15 protein-coding genes and 1 tRNA gene are annotated in these 17,682 nt (G+C 58.8%); 9 read left to right on the top strand and 7 right to left on the bottom strand.

Translation table 11 applies throughout. From position 1 onward, the window contains the following. Positions 1-25 precede the first annotated feature (25 nt). On the top strand, positions 26-154 hold the full coding sequence (locus ACR0MV_RS02990) for a hypothetical protein (RefSeq protein ID WP_480700926.1): 129 nt from the start codon (positions 26-28) through the stop codon (positions 152-154). A gap of 18 nt (positions 155-172) precedes the next feature. Further along, entirely contained in the window at positions 173-1,747 is a 1,575-nt protein-coding gene (locus ACR0MV_RS02985) for a divergent polysaccharide deacetylase family protein (protein WP_480700925.1), read from the top strand. Positions 1,748-1,792: 45 nt separating this feature from the next. Here the strand turns inward: ACR0MV_RS02985 and trpE are convergent, their stop codons facing one another. The 5 genes from trpE to fabI all read right to left on the bottom strand — a co-directional run bounded on the left by trpE (position 1,793) and on the right by fabI (position 7,769). Beyond that, positions 1,793-3,304: an anthranilate synthase component I gene (trpE, locus tag ACR0MV_RS02980; protein ID WP_480700924.1), complete on the bottom strand. Its 1,512-nt coding sequence runs from the start codon at positions 3,302-3,304 to the stop codon at positions 1,793-1,795. A gap of 12 nt (positions 3,305-3,316) precedes the next feature. Next, positions 3,317-5,158 carry a peptidyl-prolyl cis-trans isomerase gene (locus tag ACR0MV_RS02975; RefSeq protein ID WP_480700923.1) on the bottom strand — a complete coding sequence of 614 codons (1,842 nt, stop codon included), beginning with the start codon at positions 5,156-5,158 and terminating at the stop codon, positions 3,317-3,319. 83 nt (positions 5,159-5,241) lie between these two features. After that, positions 5,242-6,417, bottom strand: coding sequence for an aminotransferase (locus tag ACR0MV_RS02970; protein ID WP_480700922.1), 1,176 nt, complete (start codon positions 6,415-6,417; stop codon positions 5,242-5,244). A 30-nt stretch (positions 6,418-6,447) separates the two neighbouring features. After that, on the bottom strand, positions 6,448-6,957 hold the full coding sequence (gene gpt, locus ACR0MV_RS02965; protein WP_170463506.1) for a xanthine phosphoribosyltransferase: 510 nt from the start codon (positions 6,955-6,957) through the stop codon (positions 6,448-6,450). 5 nt (positions 6,958-6,962) lie between these two features. Further along, positions 6,963-7,769 carry an enoyl-ACP reductase FabI gene (gene fabI / locus ACR0MV_RS02960; protein ID WP_170424562.1) on the bottom strand — a complete coding sequence of 269 codons (807 nt, stop codon included), beginning with the start codon at positions 7,767-7,769 and terminating at the stop codon, positions 6,963-6,965. A 135-nt stretch (positions 7,770-7,904) separates the two neighbouring features. Between fabI and pdxH the strand changes: the two genes are divergently transcribed. The 4 genes from pdxH to ACR0MV_RS02940 all read left to right on the top strand — a co-directional run bounded on the left by pdxH (position 7,905) and on the right by ACR0MV_RS02940 (position 9,754). Then, on the top strand, positions 7,905-8,510 hold the full coding sequence (pdxH, locus tag ACR0MV_RS02955; protein WP_480700921.1) for a pyridoxamine 5'-phosphate oxidase: 606 nt from the start codon (positions 7,905-7,907) through the stop codon (positions 8,508-8,510). Between the two features lie 142 nt (positions 8,511-8,652). Beyond that, complete coding sequence (locus ACR0MV_RS02950) at positions 8,653-9,159, top strand: cold-shock protein (RefSeq protein WP_174823325.1); 507 nt, start codon at positions 8,653-8,655, stop codon at positions 9,157-9,159. Positions 9,160-9,166: 7 nt separating this feature from the next. Then, a complete protein-coding gene (locus tag ACR0MV_RS02945) occupies positions 9,167-9,634 on the top strand; it encodes a DUF192 domain-containing protein (RefSeq protein ID WP_170424568.1) in 468 nt (155 codons plus the stop codon). A gap of 43 nt (positions 9,635-9,677) precedes the next feature. After that, positions 9,678-9,754, top strand: a tRNA-Pro gene (locus ACR0MV_RS02940). 10 nt (positions 9,755-9,764) lie between these two features. On the opposite strand, the gene ACR0MV_RS02935 is transcribed toward ACR0MV_RS02940, so the two are convergent. Then, complete coding sequence (locus tag ACR0MV_RS02935) at positions 9,765-10,199, bottom strand: hypothetical protein (protein ID WP_170424569.1); 435 nt, start codon at positions 10,197-10,199, stop codon at positions 9,765-9,767. A gap of 529 nt (positions 10,200-10,728) precedes the next feature. Here ACR0MV_RS02935 and ACR0MV_RS02930 point away from each other — a divergent pair. Then, a complete protein-coding gene (locus ACR0MV_RS02930) occupies positions 10,729-14,349 on the top strand; it encodes a vitamin B12-dependent ribonucleotide reductase (protein ID WP_480700920.1) in 3,621 nt (1,206 codons plus the stop codon). Positions 14,350-14,895: 546 nt separating this feature from the next. Continuing rightward, positions 14,896-15,141: an EF-hand domain-containing protein gene (locus ACR0MV_RS02925; protein WP_170424573.1), complete on the top strand. Its 246-nt coding sequence runs from the start codon at positions 14,896-14,898 to the stop codon at positions 15,139-15,141. Positions 15,142-15,197: 56 nt separating this feature from the next. Here ACR0MV_RS02925 and ACR0MV_RS02920 read toward each other — a convergent pair whose 3' ends face one another. Then, positions 15,198-16,742, bottom strand: a complete 1,545-nt coding sequence (locus ACR0MV_RS02920) for a trimethylamine methyltransferase family protein (protein WP_170424575.1) — start codon at positions 16,740-16,742, stop codon at positions 15,198-15,200. 416 nt (positions 16,743-17,158) lie between these two features. Between ACR0MV_RS02920 and ACR0MV_RS02915 the strand changes: the two genes are divergently transcribed. After that, on the top strand, positions 17,159-17,677 hold the full coding sequence (locus tag ACR0MV_RS02915; RefSeq protein ID WP_170424578.1) for an outer membrane protein: 519 nt from the start codon (positions 17,159-17,161) through the stop codon (positions 17,675-17,677). The last annotated feature ends 5 nt before the right edge of the window (positions 17,678-17,682 follow it).

Here is a 17,682-nt window from a genome sequence, read left to right as displayed (position 1 = left end):
CATTTCAGACTGGCGATGCAGCCCTTTGCCACGGTATAATGTCGGGACATACATGCTCAGGCTTGCGGGGCAGCGTCAAGAGGACATCCTGTTCCCGGCGCAATCGCAGGCCAAAGGCGCGGTAAACGGCGTTGAGGCGATCGAAGCAGGATGAAGGCGAGAGGCAGTTAAGATGGGCGGATTTTTAGGCGGGATGATCGCGGGGGCGGTCGTTGTGGTGCTGCTTGGCGCAGTACTGTCCCTGAACACCCCTTTGACCCGAAAACCGGTTGTGACCGCTGAGGCGCCCGAGCCTGCTCCGGCTGAGGCGCCTGAGGTCAATACAGACGTGGCTGAAACCGTAGCGGATGCCGATCTGGTGACCGTTCCGCCGATTTCTCCGGACGTGAGCGGAGAGCAGACGGACACGCTGAGCGGCCTTGACGAGTTGGAAGCCGCGCCAGAGGCCCAGCCTCAGATCAACGAGTCTGTGACTCAGGTCGAAGGGGTCGATGTTCCCGAAACAACGGATGTTACAGTGTCGGCCGAGGCCCCGGTTGTGCCGCAAGCACCGGCCCCTATTCAGCCATCGCCCAGTTCCGACGGTGAACCAGTCGTTGCCGAGACCGCCCCGGAACCGCCTGCAGTGGCCGATGAGGAAGAAACCGTGGCCGAGGTTGAACCACAGCCAGCCCCCGAGGTTATTGAGGTTCTGCCAGAACCTCAAACTACTGAGGTTGTACCAGAGCCCGAAGTCGCTGAGCCCGAGACCGTCGAACCCGAGGTCGCCGAGACCGAGGTCACTCCTGAACCGCAGCCCGAGATTGCTGCAGTTCAGCCCGAGGAGCAACCGGGACCCGTGGCCGTTGAACCGCAAGAGTCCGAGGCTGAACCGCTTGCGGAAAACCCGATTGCGGTCGAAGGGGAAGAAGATCCGCAACTGCGGAAACTACCGCGTATCGCGGCCGTTCCGCAAATCGGTGGCGAAGAAACTGAAACCGCGGGCCTTACCGTGGGCACGCGCGTGGTTCCTCTAACCGAGCGCGATGATGCGCCAACGGCAGAGGCCGAGCAGACTGTTGTAATCCAATCTGGCAAACCCATAGACGCCTATGCGGCCAAGTTCGAAAATCCCGAATCCAAGCCGCTTATGTCCATCATCCTGATCGACGATGAAGGCGCGTTTGGGGCTGAGGCGCTCAAGGACTTCCCGTATCCGCTCAGCTTTGCGGTCAGCCCGTCTGATCCTGAGGCGGCAGAGAAAATGGCCCGTCATCGGGAGGCCGGGTTTGAAGTTCTGGCTCTTGCTGATCTGCCCAAAGCGGCCAGCGCGCAGGACGCCGAAGTATCAATGGCCGTTTGGCTGGAAACTCTGCCTGAAACCGTTGGCATCCTGGAAGGTGTCGACACGGGGATACAGGGCAACCGCAAACTGGCCGATCAGGTTGCTGCCATTGCCGGGGACACCGGTCGGGGTCTGATTACACAGGACAATGGTTTGAACACTGTCCAGAAATTGGCCGCGCGCAACGGAGTGCCTTCGGGTGTCATCTTCCGTGACATTGACGGCGCGCGTCAGGATCCCAAGATCATGCGGCGTTTTCTGGATCAGGCCGCGTTCCGTGCGGGTCAGCAAGGCACTGTGGTGATGCTGGGTCGTCTGCGCCCAGACACGATCTCAGCCCTGTTGCTGTGGGGTCTGGAAGACCGTGGCAGCCGAGTGGCGATGGCTCCGATTTCCGCGGTCATGATGAAAGAAGTTCAGTAACACCCACAAAGCAAAACGGCTGATCGTGTTGATCAGCCGTTTCTTTTAGGAATTGCCCGAACCGGTAAACCGCGCTGCATCCGCAGCAGCCCGCCGAATGGCGTTTGACTTGTGAACGGTTTCCATGAACTCGGCCTCGGGATCGCTGTCATAGACCACGCCGCCACCGGCTTGGATATAAAGTTTCTGGTCCTTCACGATGGCTGTCCGCAGGGCGATACACATATCCATATCACCGCCCGCGCTGAAATAGCCGACGCCACCGCCGTAGACACCGCGCTTTTCCGGCTCTAGCTCATCGATAATCTCCATCGCGCGCACTTTGGGTGCACCCGATACGGTGCCCGCGGGCATACCCGCAAAGAAGGCGTCCAGCGCGTCTTTGTCCTCGGCCAGTTCACCGACAACGTTCGAGACGATGTGCATGACGTGGCTGTAGCGCTCGATGATGAATTCTTCGGTCGGGCGAACGGTGCCGATCTTGGCTACGCGGCCCGTGTCGTTGCGGCCCAGATCCAGCAGCATCAGATGCTCTGCCAGTTCCTTTTTGTCGGCCAGCAGATCGACCTCATTCGCCTTGTCTTCTTCCGGCGTTGCGCCACGCGGACGGGTACCCGCGATGGGGCGGATCGTCACCTCATTCCCGAAGACGCGGACCAGAATCTCGGGGCTGGCCCCCACGACCTGAAAACCACCGAAGTTGAAATAGAACATGAAGGGCGACGGGTTGGTGCGCCGCAGCGAGCGGTACAGGGCAAAGGGCGGCAGGGGGAAGTCCTGCGTCCAGCGCTGCGCTGGAACGACCTGAAAGATGTCGCCAGCGCGGATGTATTCCTTGGCCTTTTCAACCGCTTCCATGTAGCCGGACTTGCTAAAGTTCGACACTGGCGCGGCCACCTCTGAGGCATCGCCCAGATCGCGGGTCTCGGCAGGCATGGCGCGTTCCAGGTCGCGCACAGCATCCATCACACGTTCTGCCGCTTGCGCATAGGCCGCCTTGGCCGATTGTCCTTCGCTGACCCATGCGGGGGACACGACTGTGACCTCACCTTTCACGCCGTCCAGCACCGCCACGACGGAGGGGCGCAGCATGACCGCGTCCGGCAGGCCCAACGGGTCGGGGTTCACATCGGGCAGGTATTCCACCAGACGCACCATGTCATAGCCCAGATAACCAAACAGGCCAGCAGCCGCTTGCGGCAGATCATCCGGCAGGTCGATCTTGCTTTCGGCCAGCAGCGCCCGGAGGTTGTCCATCGGGTTACCGTCCTGAGGCTCGAAAGCCTCGGGGTCGAAACGGGCCGAGCGGTTCAGGGCTGAGGTCTCACCATGGCAGCGCCAGATCAGGTCTGGTTTCATTCCGATGATCGAGTATCGGCCGCGCACCTCGCCGCCGGTGACCGATTCCAGCATGAAGGCATCTTTTTGCGTCCCCGTCAGCTTGAGCATCAGCGACACCGGAGTGTCCAGATCAGCTGCGAGGCGCGTATAGACAACCTGGTTCTCGCCGGCCTCGTAGGCGCGGGCGAAACTGTCGAATTCTGGGGTCAGTGCCATATGCGGTCTCGTTTAATAGCTCGCCTGAACGGCGTTCAGGGCCTGCTGATCAACCACGGGGCGGGCACGGACCTGCGCGTCGCGGACGAAGGCATCAAAGATGTTCTGGGCCAAAGCCTGATCCAACTGAACGGCGAGGGCGTCTTTGACCTGACGCAGTTCGTCGGTTTCGTCGGGCGGCAGAAGCTCTTCCAGACGCACGACAAACGCGGTGCCAGAGCCCGGAATGACGCGCAGATCGCCTTGCTCCATTTCAAATACCTGAGTCATGAAGTCGGCAGGCACATCCTCAAGAAACGCGGTGCGGGTCAGGGCGTTTTCGACGCGGAACGGCAATCCAGTGGCAGTGAAATCACCATCGGTTTGTACCTGTTCCAGCACGGCATTTGCCTGCTCTTCCAATGCTTTGTTGGTTTCCGCCTGCGTCCACGCAGCAACCACACGATCCCGCGCGGTTTCCAGAGGTTCGGGCCGGGGTTCCAGCACTTCGTTCAAGCGCAGGGCGAAGATCGAACCGTCCTCAAGGAACGCAACCTCGGGGAAGTCACCATCCTGAACGGCCTCGGCTGCGCTGCGGAACCCGTCATAGGCCGCGACGCCTTCGCCGTTTTGCGCGGTCCAGTCAATCTGGCCCAGTTCCATCTCGGTTTCCGAAACCAGCTCTTCCAGCGTCGCACCTCCGGCCAACAGGTCATTGATGTCCTCGGCCTGCGCCTCGATCAAGCGGCGGGCGCGGTCGGCGGCCAGTTCTTCACGCAGTTCGGGGGCCGCGTCTTCCAGCGAGGTATTGTTGGCCGCGAGCGATCCGTTGATGCGGAACAGCGCGGGGCCAAATGTCGAGGGCAACGGGCCAACGACGGTGTCCAGCTCCGCGGCAAAGACACCCTCGGCAGCTTCGCCCAGGTCTTCGCGGGTCACATCGCCGAGGTCGATGTCGCTTAGCTCAAGCTGACGATCGCGGACCAGTTGTTCGAATGTTGTGCCACCGACCTCAAGCTGGGCCATGGCGCTTTGGGCGGCTTCTTCGTCCGGGAAGGTTAGGCGTTCGACCAAACGACGCTCGGGCTGCTGATACTGAGCGGCGCGGTTGTCGTACAGACGCTGAACCGCGTCCTCGTCGATTTCGACCTGATCCAGCAGCATTTCCGGCGACAGGATGGCATAGGTGATCTTCTTGGTACGGGGCAGGGTGAACAGCTGGGTGTTTTCGTCATAGAACTCCTGCACCTGCGCGTCGGACGGTGCCCCGATGGGCGTGGTCAGAGCCTCAGGAGTCACGGTCGCGACGGTAAAGCTGCGCCGCGCGCCTACGTAGTCGGTCAGCACCTGGGTCAGGGTTTCCGGCATCCGAACGCCGCTGACTACCGCGTTTTGCACGATAGTACGGGATGTTTCCTTGCGCAGGTCCGATTCGAACTCGGAGTCGGACATGCCGATCTGATCCAGCTGGAACTGATAAGCCTCGCGGTCGAAGGTGCCGTTGACGCCCTGGAAGGCCGGGATCGCGACGATTTCCTTTTGCAGGTTTTCGTCACCGATCGAGATGCCCAGCTCGCCGACCTCATTGTCCAACGCGGCCAGAGCGGTCAGGCGAGACAGCGCTAAACGGTCCAGGCCGAACTCGACCGCCTGCGACATCTGCAAAGGCTGGCCAGTTTGCTGTTCAACCGCGCGGATTTCGCGCTGCAGTTCGCGCACATATTCGTCGACCGATACATCCTCGTTCCCGACCTGTGCGACCGTGCGAACAGTGCCGGTCAGGCTTGTTGCGCCGAACCCTGCGAGGCCAAGCATCAAAAGGCCCATGAGAATCCAGACAAAGGTCTTCGATAGGTTTTTCATGCCTGCGGCCATCGTGCCCTCTTTGTGCTTTGTCGGCAGGTATCTGCCCTGTCGGTTGCGGCCCTGAATACGACGCGTGCGGTCGGGGGGCAAGCTTAGAAGGACAGAGCGGCCAGCCGGTCGAACAATTGCTGTATTCCCGCGCGATCCAGATTGGCAAACGCGATGCGCACCTGACGTTTTCCGGCCGGGTCATCCTGTGGCATGAACATGGTGCCGGGCAAAAGCAGGACGCCCGCATCGGGCACCAGCCGCCGGGCTAGTTCATCAGACGGAATGTCGAAAGGATGTTCGAAATAAGCGAAATACGCGCCCAGCCCCAAAAGCCGCCAGCCCTTGTCCGTCAGGATGGGCAAAAGCTCGGTGATTGCGGCGCGGCGGTCGAGGATTTCGTCCCGCTCTCCGGCCAGCCACTGAGCCAGGTTTTGCATCCCCCACAACGCAGCGTGCTGACCGAGCTGGCCGGGGCATATGGCGACGGTATCCAGAAACTTCTCGATCTCGGACAAAAGGGACGGGTTCGTTGCGATCGCCCCGACACGGTGGCCGGTCAGTCTGTACGCCTTGGAAAAGGAATACAGGTGGATCAAGGTCTTATCCCAGTCGGGTTGAGAAAACAGATCATGCGGAGGACCGCTGCGGCTGTCGAAATCCCGATAGGTCTCATCTACGATCAGACGAATGCCGTGCTCCTGTGCCAGCTCAAAGAAGGCGCGGACAAGTGCGGCAGGGTATTCCACACCCCCGGGATTATTTGGGGTGACCAGAACAATGGCGCGGGTTTTGTCGGTGATCAGGAACCGGGCCATCGCCGGATCGGGCAGCAAAGTTTCATCGGTCTGCAAATCAACAGACCGCACCCCGGCCATATCCAGCCACATTTTGTGATTAAAGTACCACGGCGTCGGTACGATCACCTCATCGTCCTGATCGGTGATCGCGGTGATTGCCGCGGCAAATGCCTGATTGCAGCCCGAGGTGATCGCCACCTGTTCGCTGACAACTTGGGCGTCGTAGTGCAGCCCGATCTGACGGGCCAGCTCGGACCGCAGAACGGGGTTGCCCAGAACCGGCCCATATAAATGAGCGCTGTCTTCGCTCACTGCAAATCGGGCGATCTCTTCGCGCAGTGCCACAGGCGGCGGATCAACCGGAGCTGCCTGACTGACGTTGATCAGAGGTTGGTCGTCGGAAAAATCGACGCCCTCAAGCCAGCGCCGCGCCTCCATCACCGGAGGGGCGAAGGTGGCGGCGGTGCGTGTCCGTGTCATACGAAGTCTCTGATCTGAGGATTGGGCGCGTCAGTCCGTGCCGCGATAAGGCTCGACATATTGAAGGGCCATATCCCACGGGAAGAAGATCCAGGTGTCCTGGCTGACCTCGGTGATGAAGGTGTCCACCATAGGGCGGCCTTTTGGCTTGGCGTAAACCGTGGCGAAATGCGCCTTGGGGTAGAGATCGCGTACCAGTTCCAGCGTTTTGCCGCTGTCGACCAGATCGTCGATGATCAGTACACCTTCGCCGTCACCCATCAGGTCGGCATCCGGGGCCTTGAGAACCTCGGCTTCGCCCTGTTCCTGATGGTGATATGAACGCACGCTGATCGTGTCGACGGTGCGAATGTCCAACTCACGGCTGACGATCATCGCGGGGGCCATGCCGCCACGGGTGATGGCCACAACCGCGCGCCATGCGCCGTCATCTGGGCCTTGCCCGTCCAGACGCCACGCCAAAGCGCGGGAATCACGGTGAATCTGATCCCAGCTGATGTGAAACCCTTTTTCGTGGGGCAGACGATCTTTCGCGCTCATGATGCTTAGCCCTTTTCCACGTCGGGGGCGTCGACGGCTTTCATGCCGACGATATGATACCCCGAATCCACGTGCAGGTTTTCACCGGTCACGCCGCTGCTGAGATCAGACAACAGATACAGTGCCGATTTGCCGACATCGTCGATGGTCACGTTGCGACGCAGGGGCGAGTTATACTCGTTCCACTTCATAATGTACCGGAAGTCGCCGATTCCGCTGGCGGCCAGGGTCTTGATCGGACCCGCCGAGATCGAGTTCACGCGGATACCGTCCTTGCCCAGATCCTCAGCCAGATATTTGACGGACGCTTCAAGCGCGGCTTTGGCAACACCCATCACATTATAATGAGGCATCACCTGCTCGGCACCGTAATACGTGAGCGTAATTGCGCTGCCACCCTCGGACATCATCTTTTCGGCGCGCTGCATCACTGCCGTAAAGGAATAGACTGACACATCCATGGTCAGTTTAAAATTCGCGCGCGAGGTGTCGACATAGCGGCCCCGCAATTCGTTCTTGTCGGAAAAGCCGATGGCGTGGACGATAAAGTCCAGCTTGCCCCATTTCTCTTCCAGCGAGGTGAACAGAGCGTCAATAGACGCTTCGTCGCTGACGTCGCATGGCAGCACAATTTCGCTGCCCAATTGCGCGGCCAACGGATCCACGCGTTTCTTAAGTGCGTCCCCTTGGTAGGAAAATGCCAGCTCTGCTCCGGATTCGGACAAGGCGCGGGCTATTCCCCATGCGATTGATTTATCATTGGCCAGTCCCATGATGAGGCCGCGTTTGCCGGCCATCAACTGATTTGCCATGTTCGGTTCTCCGCCTGTCTTCGCGTCATGTTGGGATGGTTTATGCCATTGGGTGCGCTGCTTCAAGGCCGCGCGCTCTTGCCCGTGGCAGGTTCTCGCCCTAGGGTATCGGTAATTGGTTTCCAGGGGATGGGAATGAGCGAACGAGACGGCATTTTTGCCGGCGCCGATCCGTTTGTCATAGCGGAGCGGTGGCTGGCCGAGGCCCAAGACAAAGAACCGAATGATCCGAACGCGATTGCTCTGGCAACCGTTGACCCGGACGGCATGCCGAATGTGCGTATGGTTCTGTTGAAAGAAATCGAACCAGCAGCGTTTGTGTTCTACACCAACTATGAAAGCGCCAAGGCGGCCGAGTTGGACAGCGCCGGGAAGGCTGCTTTCGTGATGCACTGGAAATCTCTGCGGCGGCAAATCCGGGTTCGTGGTACAATCACCAAAGAAAGTGGGCCGCAGGCGGATGAGTACTATGCCTCACGCTCGCTCAAAAGCCGACTGGGGGCCTGGGCGTCCAAGCAGTCTCAGCCTCTCAGCAGTCGGGCGGCCCTGATGGCCGAAGTGGCCAAGGTGACGGCCAAGCTTGGACCGAATCCGCCGCGTCCTCCGTTTTGGGGGGGATACCGACTAGTGCCAACTGAAATTGAATTTTGGGCCGATGGGGCCTTTCGGTTGCATGATAGGTTCCGTTGGCAGCGGGATAACGAGGGTTCCGACTGGCAGATACAGAGGTTGAATCCATGACATTCGCGTATCGTGAAATGCAAGCGACCGAAATGAAAAGATTTTTTCAGCTTGAATTTGCGTGTCATTCCCATACACATCGGACCCTTAACGAAATGGTAATTTTCGCGATGGGAACACCGTGCCAGAAGACCTGAACAATATGTACCGCGTCCGTGGACACGTGAAATGGTTCGACCCTGCAAAGGGATACGGATTTGTTGTGTCTGACGAAGGCGGTCCTGATATTTTGTTGCATGTCAACGTGTTGCGCAATTTCGGCCAAAGCTCGGTCGCGGATGGCGCAGGCATTGAGATCATGACTCATCGCACAGACCGCGGCGTCCAGGCGGTCGAAGTCATCAGTGTCGATCCCCCAGCGCGCACCGATACCATGATGCTGGCCGACTTCGCCGAACTCGACCCGGTCGAGATTGCGGCGGCCCCGCTGGAGGCCGCGCGGGTCAAGTGGTTCGACAAAGGCAAGGGCTTTGGCTTTGCCAATGTGTTCGGCCGTGGCGAAGACGTATTCTTGCACATCGAGGTTCTGCGCCGCTCGGGCCTGTCTGATTTACAGCCGGGCGAGGCGTTGGCGATGCGGGTCATCGACGGCAAGCGTGGACGTATGGCAGCGCAGGTTCTGGCCTGGGAAGCTGCCTTGGATGACTGAGTGATTGATGTCTAAGCTTTTCCCGGGTCTTGTTGCATCTTTGTTGCTTTGGTCCGGAATGGCTTGGGCGGCTTGCCAGCAAGACCGGATCGACATCAAAAACGACTCGGCCCAGATCCGTTTCAACATCGAATTGGCGATCACGCCGCAGGAACGCTCTCGGGGCCTGATGTTCCGTGAGTCGCTTCCGAACCGTTCAGGCATGTTGTTCGTGTTCGATCCACCGCAACCTGTGGTGTTTTGGATGAAGAACACGCTGATTCCCCTCGACATCATTTTCCTGGATCGGGCAGGGGTGGTCACACGCGTGCACCAAGGGGCGATTCCCGGCGATCTGACCCCGATCGAAGGCGGCGATTCCGTGTTTGCAGTGCTGGAAATCAACGCCGGTTTGGCTGCGCGCTATGCGATCCAACCCGGAACCGTTATGCGGCACGAAATTTTTTCCTCTGGCCCGGCAATTTGGTCCTGTTAGGGCTTTTCAAATCAGATCGGCATCGTTAGGTAGGCGCACGGTCCGGGGCGTGGCGCAGTCTGGTAGCGCACCTGTTTTGGGTACAGGGGGTCGTAGGTTCGAATCCTGCCGCCCCGACCACTTCTCTCACTTACGTTGGTGAACCACCCATCGCTTGGTAAAGCGCGCCAAGCGCCTTATCCAGCGTTTCGCTTTCTACTGGTACCTGGACGGCTGGACCCGTACGGCGCGGCACGTTGAAAAACAGGTCTGCATCCACGCGATAACCCTGCGCGTTTTTTGTAGACGTCAGTCGCATCACGCTTTTGGGCAGATCCTGCGGATAGCCGTCATAATTTAGAATCAGGAAGGCCGTAGTGTCCGGCGGCAGGAGCTCTGAGCATTCAAATATTCGATTCCCCTTATTTTTAAACTGTTCGCCGGGGCCGCCGCAGCTGATTTCGAAGGTTTCGAACAGTTTTTTTGGGTAGATTTCGAATTGCGCGCTTCGCGTCGGAGGGGGCACATCTTGTGGTGTGCACGCCACGATCAGGGCAAATACCGGTAGTAAACGTAAGATTACCATATGTCCTGTTCCCCTCAATCCACCACGGCTGAACCTTTACGTCGCGTTTGATCTGAAAATAGCCGCGTCGTGATTCTTATCCACCGCATTCACCTTAACCGTAGTTTACCAAATGCCGATAACTGTGCCGGGAAAAACAGTTAATTCGGTTGAAGGTTGCCCGCGAGGCGGGTGGCTAGCAGGGGATGAACCTGTGGAGGAATCGGAGCATTGCCGTTCGCTAGGCAACTCCGAAAACGGGTCAACACAAAAGATATCAAAAATGGCTTAAAAATGACGTTGACGATCTATGGGTGGATACGCCAAGTTGTATGGGCCGGAAGGGTGGCCACTAAATCTGGTAGCAAAACCAGAGCAGGGCACAGGGCGAGGGTCGGAAAGCACATCATACTCACGTGCACCGTTGAGTCGGTTTTGCGCTGCAGAACGCAGTGACCGGCTGTTTGCGCCCGATTTTACGGCATGGCGATCGGTTCGTATCCCCGGACCAGACGTCCTTGGACAAGTGAATTGAATATAGGCGGCGGACATGAAGATTGACAGGAAGTTTACGAAACCGGGGCAGGATGCTTACGCAGAGCTGGATTTTGTCTCGGCAACGTCCGAAATCCGAAACCCGGATGGAACCATCGTTTTCCGACTGGACAATATTGAAGTCCCTTCAAGCTGGAGCCAGGTGGCCAGCGACGTCATTGCGCAGAAGTATTTCCGCAAAGCAGGCGTGCCCTCCAAGCTGAAGAAAGTAAAAGAAAAAGACGTTCCTGAATTCCTGTGGCGCTCGGTCCCTGCCGATGGCGCAGAATTCGATGGTGAGACGTCTTCGAAGCAGGTTTTCGATCGTCTGGCAGGTGCCTGGGCGTATTGGGGCTGGAAAGGCGGCTATTTCTCGACCGAGGAAGACGCGCGCGCTTACTTTGACGAGATGCGCTATATGCTGGCGACCCAGCGCGCCGCACCGAACAGCCCGCAGTGGTTTAACACCGGTCTGCATTGGGCATACGGAATCGATGGCCCGGCGCAGGGGCACCACTATGTCGACTATAAAACCGGCAAGCTGACCAAGTCGAAATCCGCTTACGAACATCCACAGCCGCACGCATGCTTCATCCAGTCCGTCGATGATGATCTGGTGAACGAAGGCGGCATTATGGATCTGTGGGTGCGCGAGGCGCGCCTGTTCAAATACGGCTCGGGTACCGGGACCAACTTCAGCCATCTGCGTGCAGAAGGCGAAGCGCTGTCGGGTGGCGGCAAGTCCTCGGGCCTCATGGGCTTTCTCAAGATCGGCGACCGCGCCGCTGGCGCGATCAAATCAGGCGGGACAACCCGTCGAGCAGCAAAGATGGTGATCGTCGATGCAGATCACCCGGACATCGAGCAGTTTATCGAATGGAAGGTGATCGAAGAGCAGAAGGTGGCCTCGATCGTTGCCGGATCGAAGATGCACGAGAAGATGCTGAACGGCATTTTCGAGGCCATCCGCTCTTGGGACGGCGCGCAGGACGACGCATATGACCCCAACAAGAACGACAGCCTGAAGAAAGCAGTTCGTGAAGCCAAGAAGGTCGCAATCCCAGAGACTTACATCAAACGCGTGCTGGACTATGCGCGGCAGGGCCACGACAGCATCGAGTTCCCGACATACGACACAGACTGGGATTCGGAAGCCTATAGCTCGGTCTCGGGCCAGAACTCGAACAACTCGATCCGCGTAACCAATGCATTCCTGACCGCCGTCGAAAAAGACGCGGATTGGGAGTTGATCAACCGCACGGATGGCAAGGTGGCCAAGACGGTCAAGGCGCGCGATCTGTGGGAAAAGGTCGGTCACGCTGCCTGGGCCTGCGCCGATCCGGGCATCCAGTTCCACGACACCGTCAATGAATGGCACACATGCCCCGAAGATGGCGAGATTCGCGGCTCGAACCCTTGCTCTGAATACATGTTCCTCGATGACACCGCCTGTAACCTGGCGTCGATGAACCTGCTGACCTTCCTCAAGGATGGTGAGTTCCAGGCGGCGGATTACATGCACGCTTCGCGTCTTTGGACCCTGACGTTGGAAATTTCGGTGACGATGGCGCAGTTCCCGTCGAAGGAAATCGCCCAACTGTCCTATGATTTCCGTACTTTGGGTCTGGGTTATGCGAATATCGGCGGGCTTCTGATGAACATGGGCTACAGCTATGACTCGGATGAGGGTCGAGCGATCTGTGGTGCGCTGACTGCGATCATGACCGGTGTGGCTTATGCAACCTCGGCTGAGATTGCCGGTGAGCTTGGTCCGTTTGAAGGCTATGAGCGCAACGCGGACCACATGCTGCGCGTCATCCGTAACCACCGCCGCGCGTCACAAGGTGTGACCGAAGGTTATGAGAAACTGGCTGTGAAGCCGGTGCCGTTGGATCATGGCAATTGCCCGGATAAGCGTCTGGTCGATCTGGCCATGTCGGCTTGGGATGAGGCACTGAGCCTCGGTGAGAAAAACGGCTACCGCAACGCGCAGGCCACTGTGATTGCGCCCACCGGCACCATCGGTCTGGTGATGGACTGTGATACCACCGGGATCGAGCCGGACTTTGCGCTGGTCAAGTTCAAGAAGCTTGCGGGAGGCGGCTACTTCAAGATCATCAACCGTTCGGTGCCGTCGGCGCTGGAAAAGCTGGGCTATTCCTCTTCTCAGATCGAAGAGATCGTGGGTTATGCGGTTGGTCACGGCACCATCGGCAACGCGCCGGGGATCAATCACACTTCGCTGACCGGCCATGGCTTTGGTCCCAATGAACTAGCCAAAGTGGATGCCGCGCTGGAAAGCGCGTTCGACATCCGGTTTGTCTTTAACCAATGGACGCTGGGCGAGGATTTCTGCACCGGAGTGTTGGGCATCCCGGCGACCAAGCTGAATGACCCGACCTTCGACCTGCTGCGCCATCTGGGTTTTACCAAGGCAGATATCGACGCCGCAAACGACCACGTCTGCGGAACCATGACGCTGGAAGGCGCGCCGCATCTGAAGGAAGAGCACTATTCGATCTTCGACTGCGCTAACCCGTGCGGCAAGAAAGGCAAGCGTTTCCTTGGGGTTGATAGCCACATCACTATGATGGCTGCAGCGCAGAGCTTCATCTCGGGCGCGATCTCGAAAACGATCAACATGCCGAATGACGCGACCATCGAGGATTGTCAGAAAGCCTATGAACTCAGCTGGTCGCTGGGTGTGAAGGCCAACGCGCTCTATCGCGACGGTTCGAAACTGTCGCAACCCCTGGCCGCGGCGCTGGTCGAAGATGACGATGAAGCGGCGGAAGTGCTGGAAAGCGGATCGACGCAGGAAAAAGCCGTCGTTCTGGCCGAGAAGGTGATCGAGAAGGTTGTGGTCAAGGAAATGATCCGCAGCCATCGCGAGAAACTGCCGCATCGCCGCAAAGGCTATACCCAGAAGGCAATCGTGGGCGGCCACAAGGTCTATCTGCGCACCGGTGAGTTCGAAGACGGTAAACTGGGCGAAATCTTCATCGACATGCACAAGGAAGGCGCTGGCTTCCGGGCGATGATGAATAACTTTGCCATCGCGGTCTCGGTTGGTCTGCAATACGGTGTGCCGCTGGAAGAGTTCGTCGATGCCTTTACGTTCACCAAGTTCGAACCGGCGGGGATGGTGCAGGGCAACGACTCGATCAAGAATGCGACGTCGATCCTGGATTACATCTTCCGCGAACTGGCCGTGTCCTATCTGGACCGCACCGATCTGGCCCATGTGAAACCCGAAGGCGCGACCTTTGATGATCTGGGCCGGGGCGAGGAAGAGGGCGTCTCGAACGTTTCGGAAATCAGTGACAGCGCGGCGTCCAAGTCTCTGGAAGTACTGAAACAAATCAGTTCGACCGGCTACCTGCGCAAGCGTCTGCCGCAAGACCTGGTCGTGTTTAACGGCGGTCAGGCCGAAGTGAACGGCATGGCGGAACCCGCTGCGCAGTTCGAGGCACCGGTCGCAGAAACTGCGGTAGCAACCAGCATGGATGCCCGCACCAAAGCCAAGATGCAGGGCTACGAGGGCGACCCCTGCGGTGAATGCGGAAACTACACTCTAGTACGGAACGGAACCTGCATGAAATGCAACACCTGCGGGGCAACCAGCGGGTGTAGCTAAGGCAAACGCCCCGCCAGGCGGGGTGTAGGGATCAGGATCTCCCCCCGGATTTCCGATCCCGACGAACACGGAGCAAGGCGCCAAGACTTACCTAGGTCGGCTTGCTCCACTCGGTCGACATGCCCGTGTCGATCGGGAACAGGGTGGGGCGGAATATTAGCTCCCTCCCACTCTTTCACGGGGCGGGTGCGCTCGTCCCATGCGCAGTCCAGGCCGCAGGCAAAAAAACACCGGGCGGTCAACGAAATGAGCCTGGAAGGCGAAACTGACAGGGGGCTTCGGCCCCCTTTCTTTTTTTCAAGCTTTGAGCGGCGGTTTGGGCATAGTTCTGCCGGATCGCACATCTACCGTCGGGCGAGTCCCGCCGACGCGGGATGGGGGAATTTTGCCGAGCGACTCGCCGCAGACGCGACTCGGCTAAACACGCGGAGATTGGCGTGAAATCGTCTGTTACCCTCAATGCGAGTGACAGTGTGCGGGATGCGGTGTTTTTGGTTCCTGTCCGGACGCAAAACACACACTGAAAATCACTCAGGAGGCATCACAATGAAACCGCAAAACTTGGCAATCCTTTCCGCATTCGCACTCAGCCTGCCAGCGCTGGCGACGGCCCAGTCCTCGGCGGATACCAATGGCGACGGAGTTCTGACCATAGAAGAGGTACAGGCCGTTCTGCCCGAGGTCGACGCAGACGGTTTCTCGGCGATGGACGCCAATGGCGACGGGTCGCTGGACGCAGATGAAATTGCCGTCGCGCAGGAAGCAGGTTTGCTGCCGCCCAGCAACGGCTGATCCCGCGAAGGCATCGGCGGCCCGCTACCCCACGCGGGCCGCTTATTTTCAATGGGTTACGCCGGTAAGTAAATGTTAAATTTACTGCGTAGCTCAGCATCCAAAAGCGGATCGAACCGGGCCGCAGACGGGGTGGCCAGAATCTCTTCTTTCCGTTTGACTGCCTTTTCGATCAGGTTCGGCTTGCCGAGTTCTACCCACTCTTTTGGCGAGGACCGGTCCCCGAAGGTTGGATAGACATAATCAGCCTGCATCCGGCTGAGCGTTGCGTCCGTACCAAGATAGTGACCGGGTCCACCCAGACACACCTCAGCCATCTGATCCAGCGCGAGAGTTTCGTCCGTCACCTCGATCCCCCGTACACAGCGCTGCGCCTGACCGATCAGATCATCGCTGAGGATCAGGCTTTCGTGACAGAACCCGAGCAGCGAGGCATGCATCCCGGCCGCCTCATACACCATGTTCAGGCCGGAGAGGCCCGCCATGACGTTTGAGCACATTTGCTCCCATCCGGCCTGCATATCGGGCAGTTTCGCGTCCGAGGCGCCAGCAGCGGCACCGCCGGGCAAGTCGTAGAACTGGTGCATCTGGGCGCAACCTGCGGTCAGCAGCGCTTGCTCTCCCGAACCAATGGACATCGCGCCCGTGCGCAGGTCCAGACCGAATGGCCAAGTGCCAAAAATCGCTGGAGCACCGGGGCTTACGGCGTTTACATAAACCAGGCCGGCCAGACATTCGGCAGTCGCTTGCGTGATCGCGCCAGCGACTGTCGAGGGTGCCGTGGCCCCGGCCATGCCGGCGGACAGAAGCAATACCGGCATCCCGGCCTTGATGCACTCTTCCATCACTTCGCAGCTTTCGGTCGCGAATTTCATCGGCGGAACCACAAAGCAGTTCGAGTTGGACATGAAAGGCCGTTCCCGCCACTTGTCCTCTCCGCCCGCGATCATGTGCAGCATCTCAATTGCCGGTGCCACATGGCTGGGCTCGGTAAATGATGTTCCGATGTGTTTGAACGTGCCGCATGTCGTCGCGTAGACGGTGTTCAGGTCCATCTCGAGGTTGTCCGCGATGTCGCGGCACACCATGGGGCGCTGGACAAAGTGAATGTTTTCAAGCTGTTCGCAGATACGCGACGCGTCATGCAGGTCCTGAAGGGTCGAGTCGCGGTACTCTTGCCCATGCACGTCGACCATGCTGACAGCGGCCCCGGCGGTGCCATAGTGGACGCGCTTGCCAGACAGCTCCAGATCGTTTTTTCCGTCACGGCTGTAGAGGGTGATAGAGCGATTGGCCTTGGCGATGGTGTCTTCGACCAAAGCGCGGGGAAAGCGGATGCGTCCATCGTCGCCCAGTGTGCAGCCTGCTGCCACGAGATAGTCGATACCGCTTTGCGGTGCGTCTGCCAGACCGATGGTTTCCAGCGCGGTCAGGGCGGCCTCGTGAATACGTTCGATCTGAGCCTGCGTGAGAACCTTCAGCGTTCCGCCTTCCATACCGGGGCGGATAGGGCGCAGATGTTCCGGCAGAGCCGTGGCACGGGCAGCACGACGCGCGGCACGGCCGCCGCTACGCGATGAATTTCGGGTTTGGTCATTCATAGTTTAAAGTCCGGTCGAATAAGTACGTTCAGGGTGAGTGTACTCAGACCGCAACTGGCCGCCCCCGCGCGGCACGCCCACGATCCGCACCAATGGTACGGCTGATCAGGCGAATCTTCCAAACGTCACTTTGCATGCGGGTCCTCAACTGGTGAGGCGCACTCTTCCAATACCACGGCATACAATCTGTCCTGTTTGCGACCTGACAGTCCAAAAGCGAAGTGTTGTGCCCTGGGCGCATCAGTTCTTGCCGCTAGGTAAAGTTTTTTCCCGAATGCCGGAAAATCTGTTATGCTTCTATCACTTATTTAAGAGTGCGCCGTGATCGCAATGGAATTTTAACGATTGCAAGCCAGTTATTGTGTGACGACCCCCGATCCCGATCGGGCTAGCTGCAAGCAATTTTGGAGAGGTTGATGAAAGCCCTAAAGGCCCTCGTGACAACCTGCCTGGCAATTGGCGCTGCTCCGGCTATGGCTGAGGATTGGACCGGTGCATTCGCAGGGTTCAGCTTTGGCTACGCAGATGTCGATGGCCCGAATGGCTCGGGCGGTGACGACACAACCTTTGGCCCTCATGTCGGATATGACTACGACTTCGGCAACTTTGTTCTGGGCGGTGAGCTGGAGTACAACCGGCTCTCGCTGGATCTGGGGCAGGGTGAAGGCAGCGTCGACAGTCTGACCCGTCTGAAACTGCGGGGCGGCTACGATTTCGGACCGGCGCTTGGCTATGTGGTCGTAGGTGCGGCACGACTGGATGCGTCACCTGAAAGTGACACGGCCGCCGTTTATGGTATCGGGCTTGCTTATCCGATCGGCGACAGTTTTGTCATCAGCGGTGAGGCGCTGCGCCAAAACTTTGATGACGTCACACGCAGCCAAGGCGGCGTTGACACCAACGTGTTCAACCTGCGCACGACCTTCCGGTTCTAAACGCT

This window comes from Ruegeria sp. BC3, assembly GCF_056539265.1.
The sequence above is the reverse complement of the archived record's forward strand: the minus strand, read 5'-3'. Positions and strand labels throughout refer to the sequence as shown.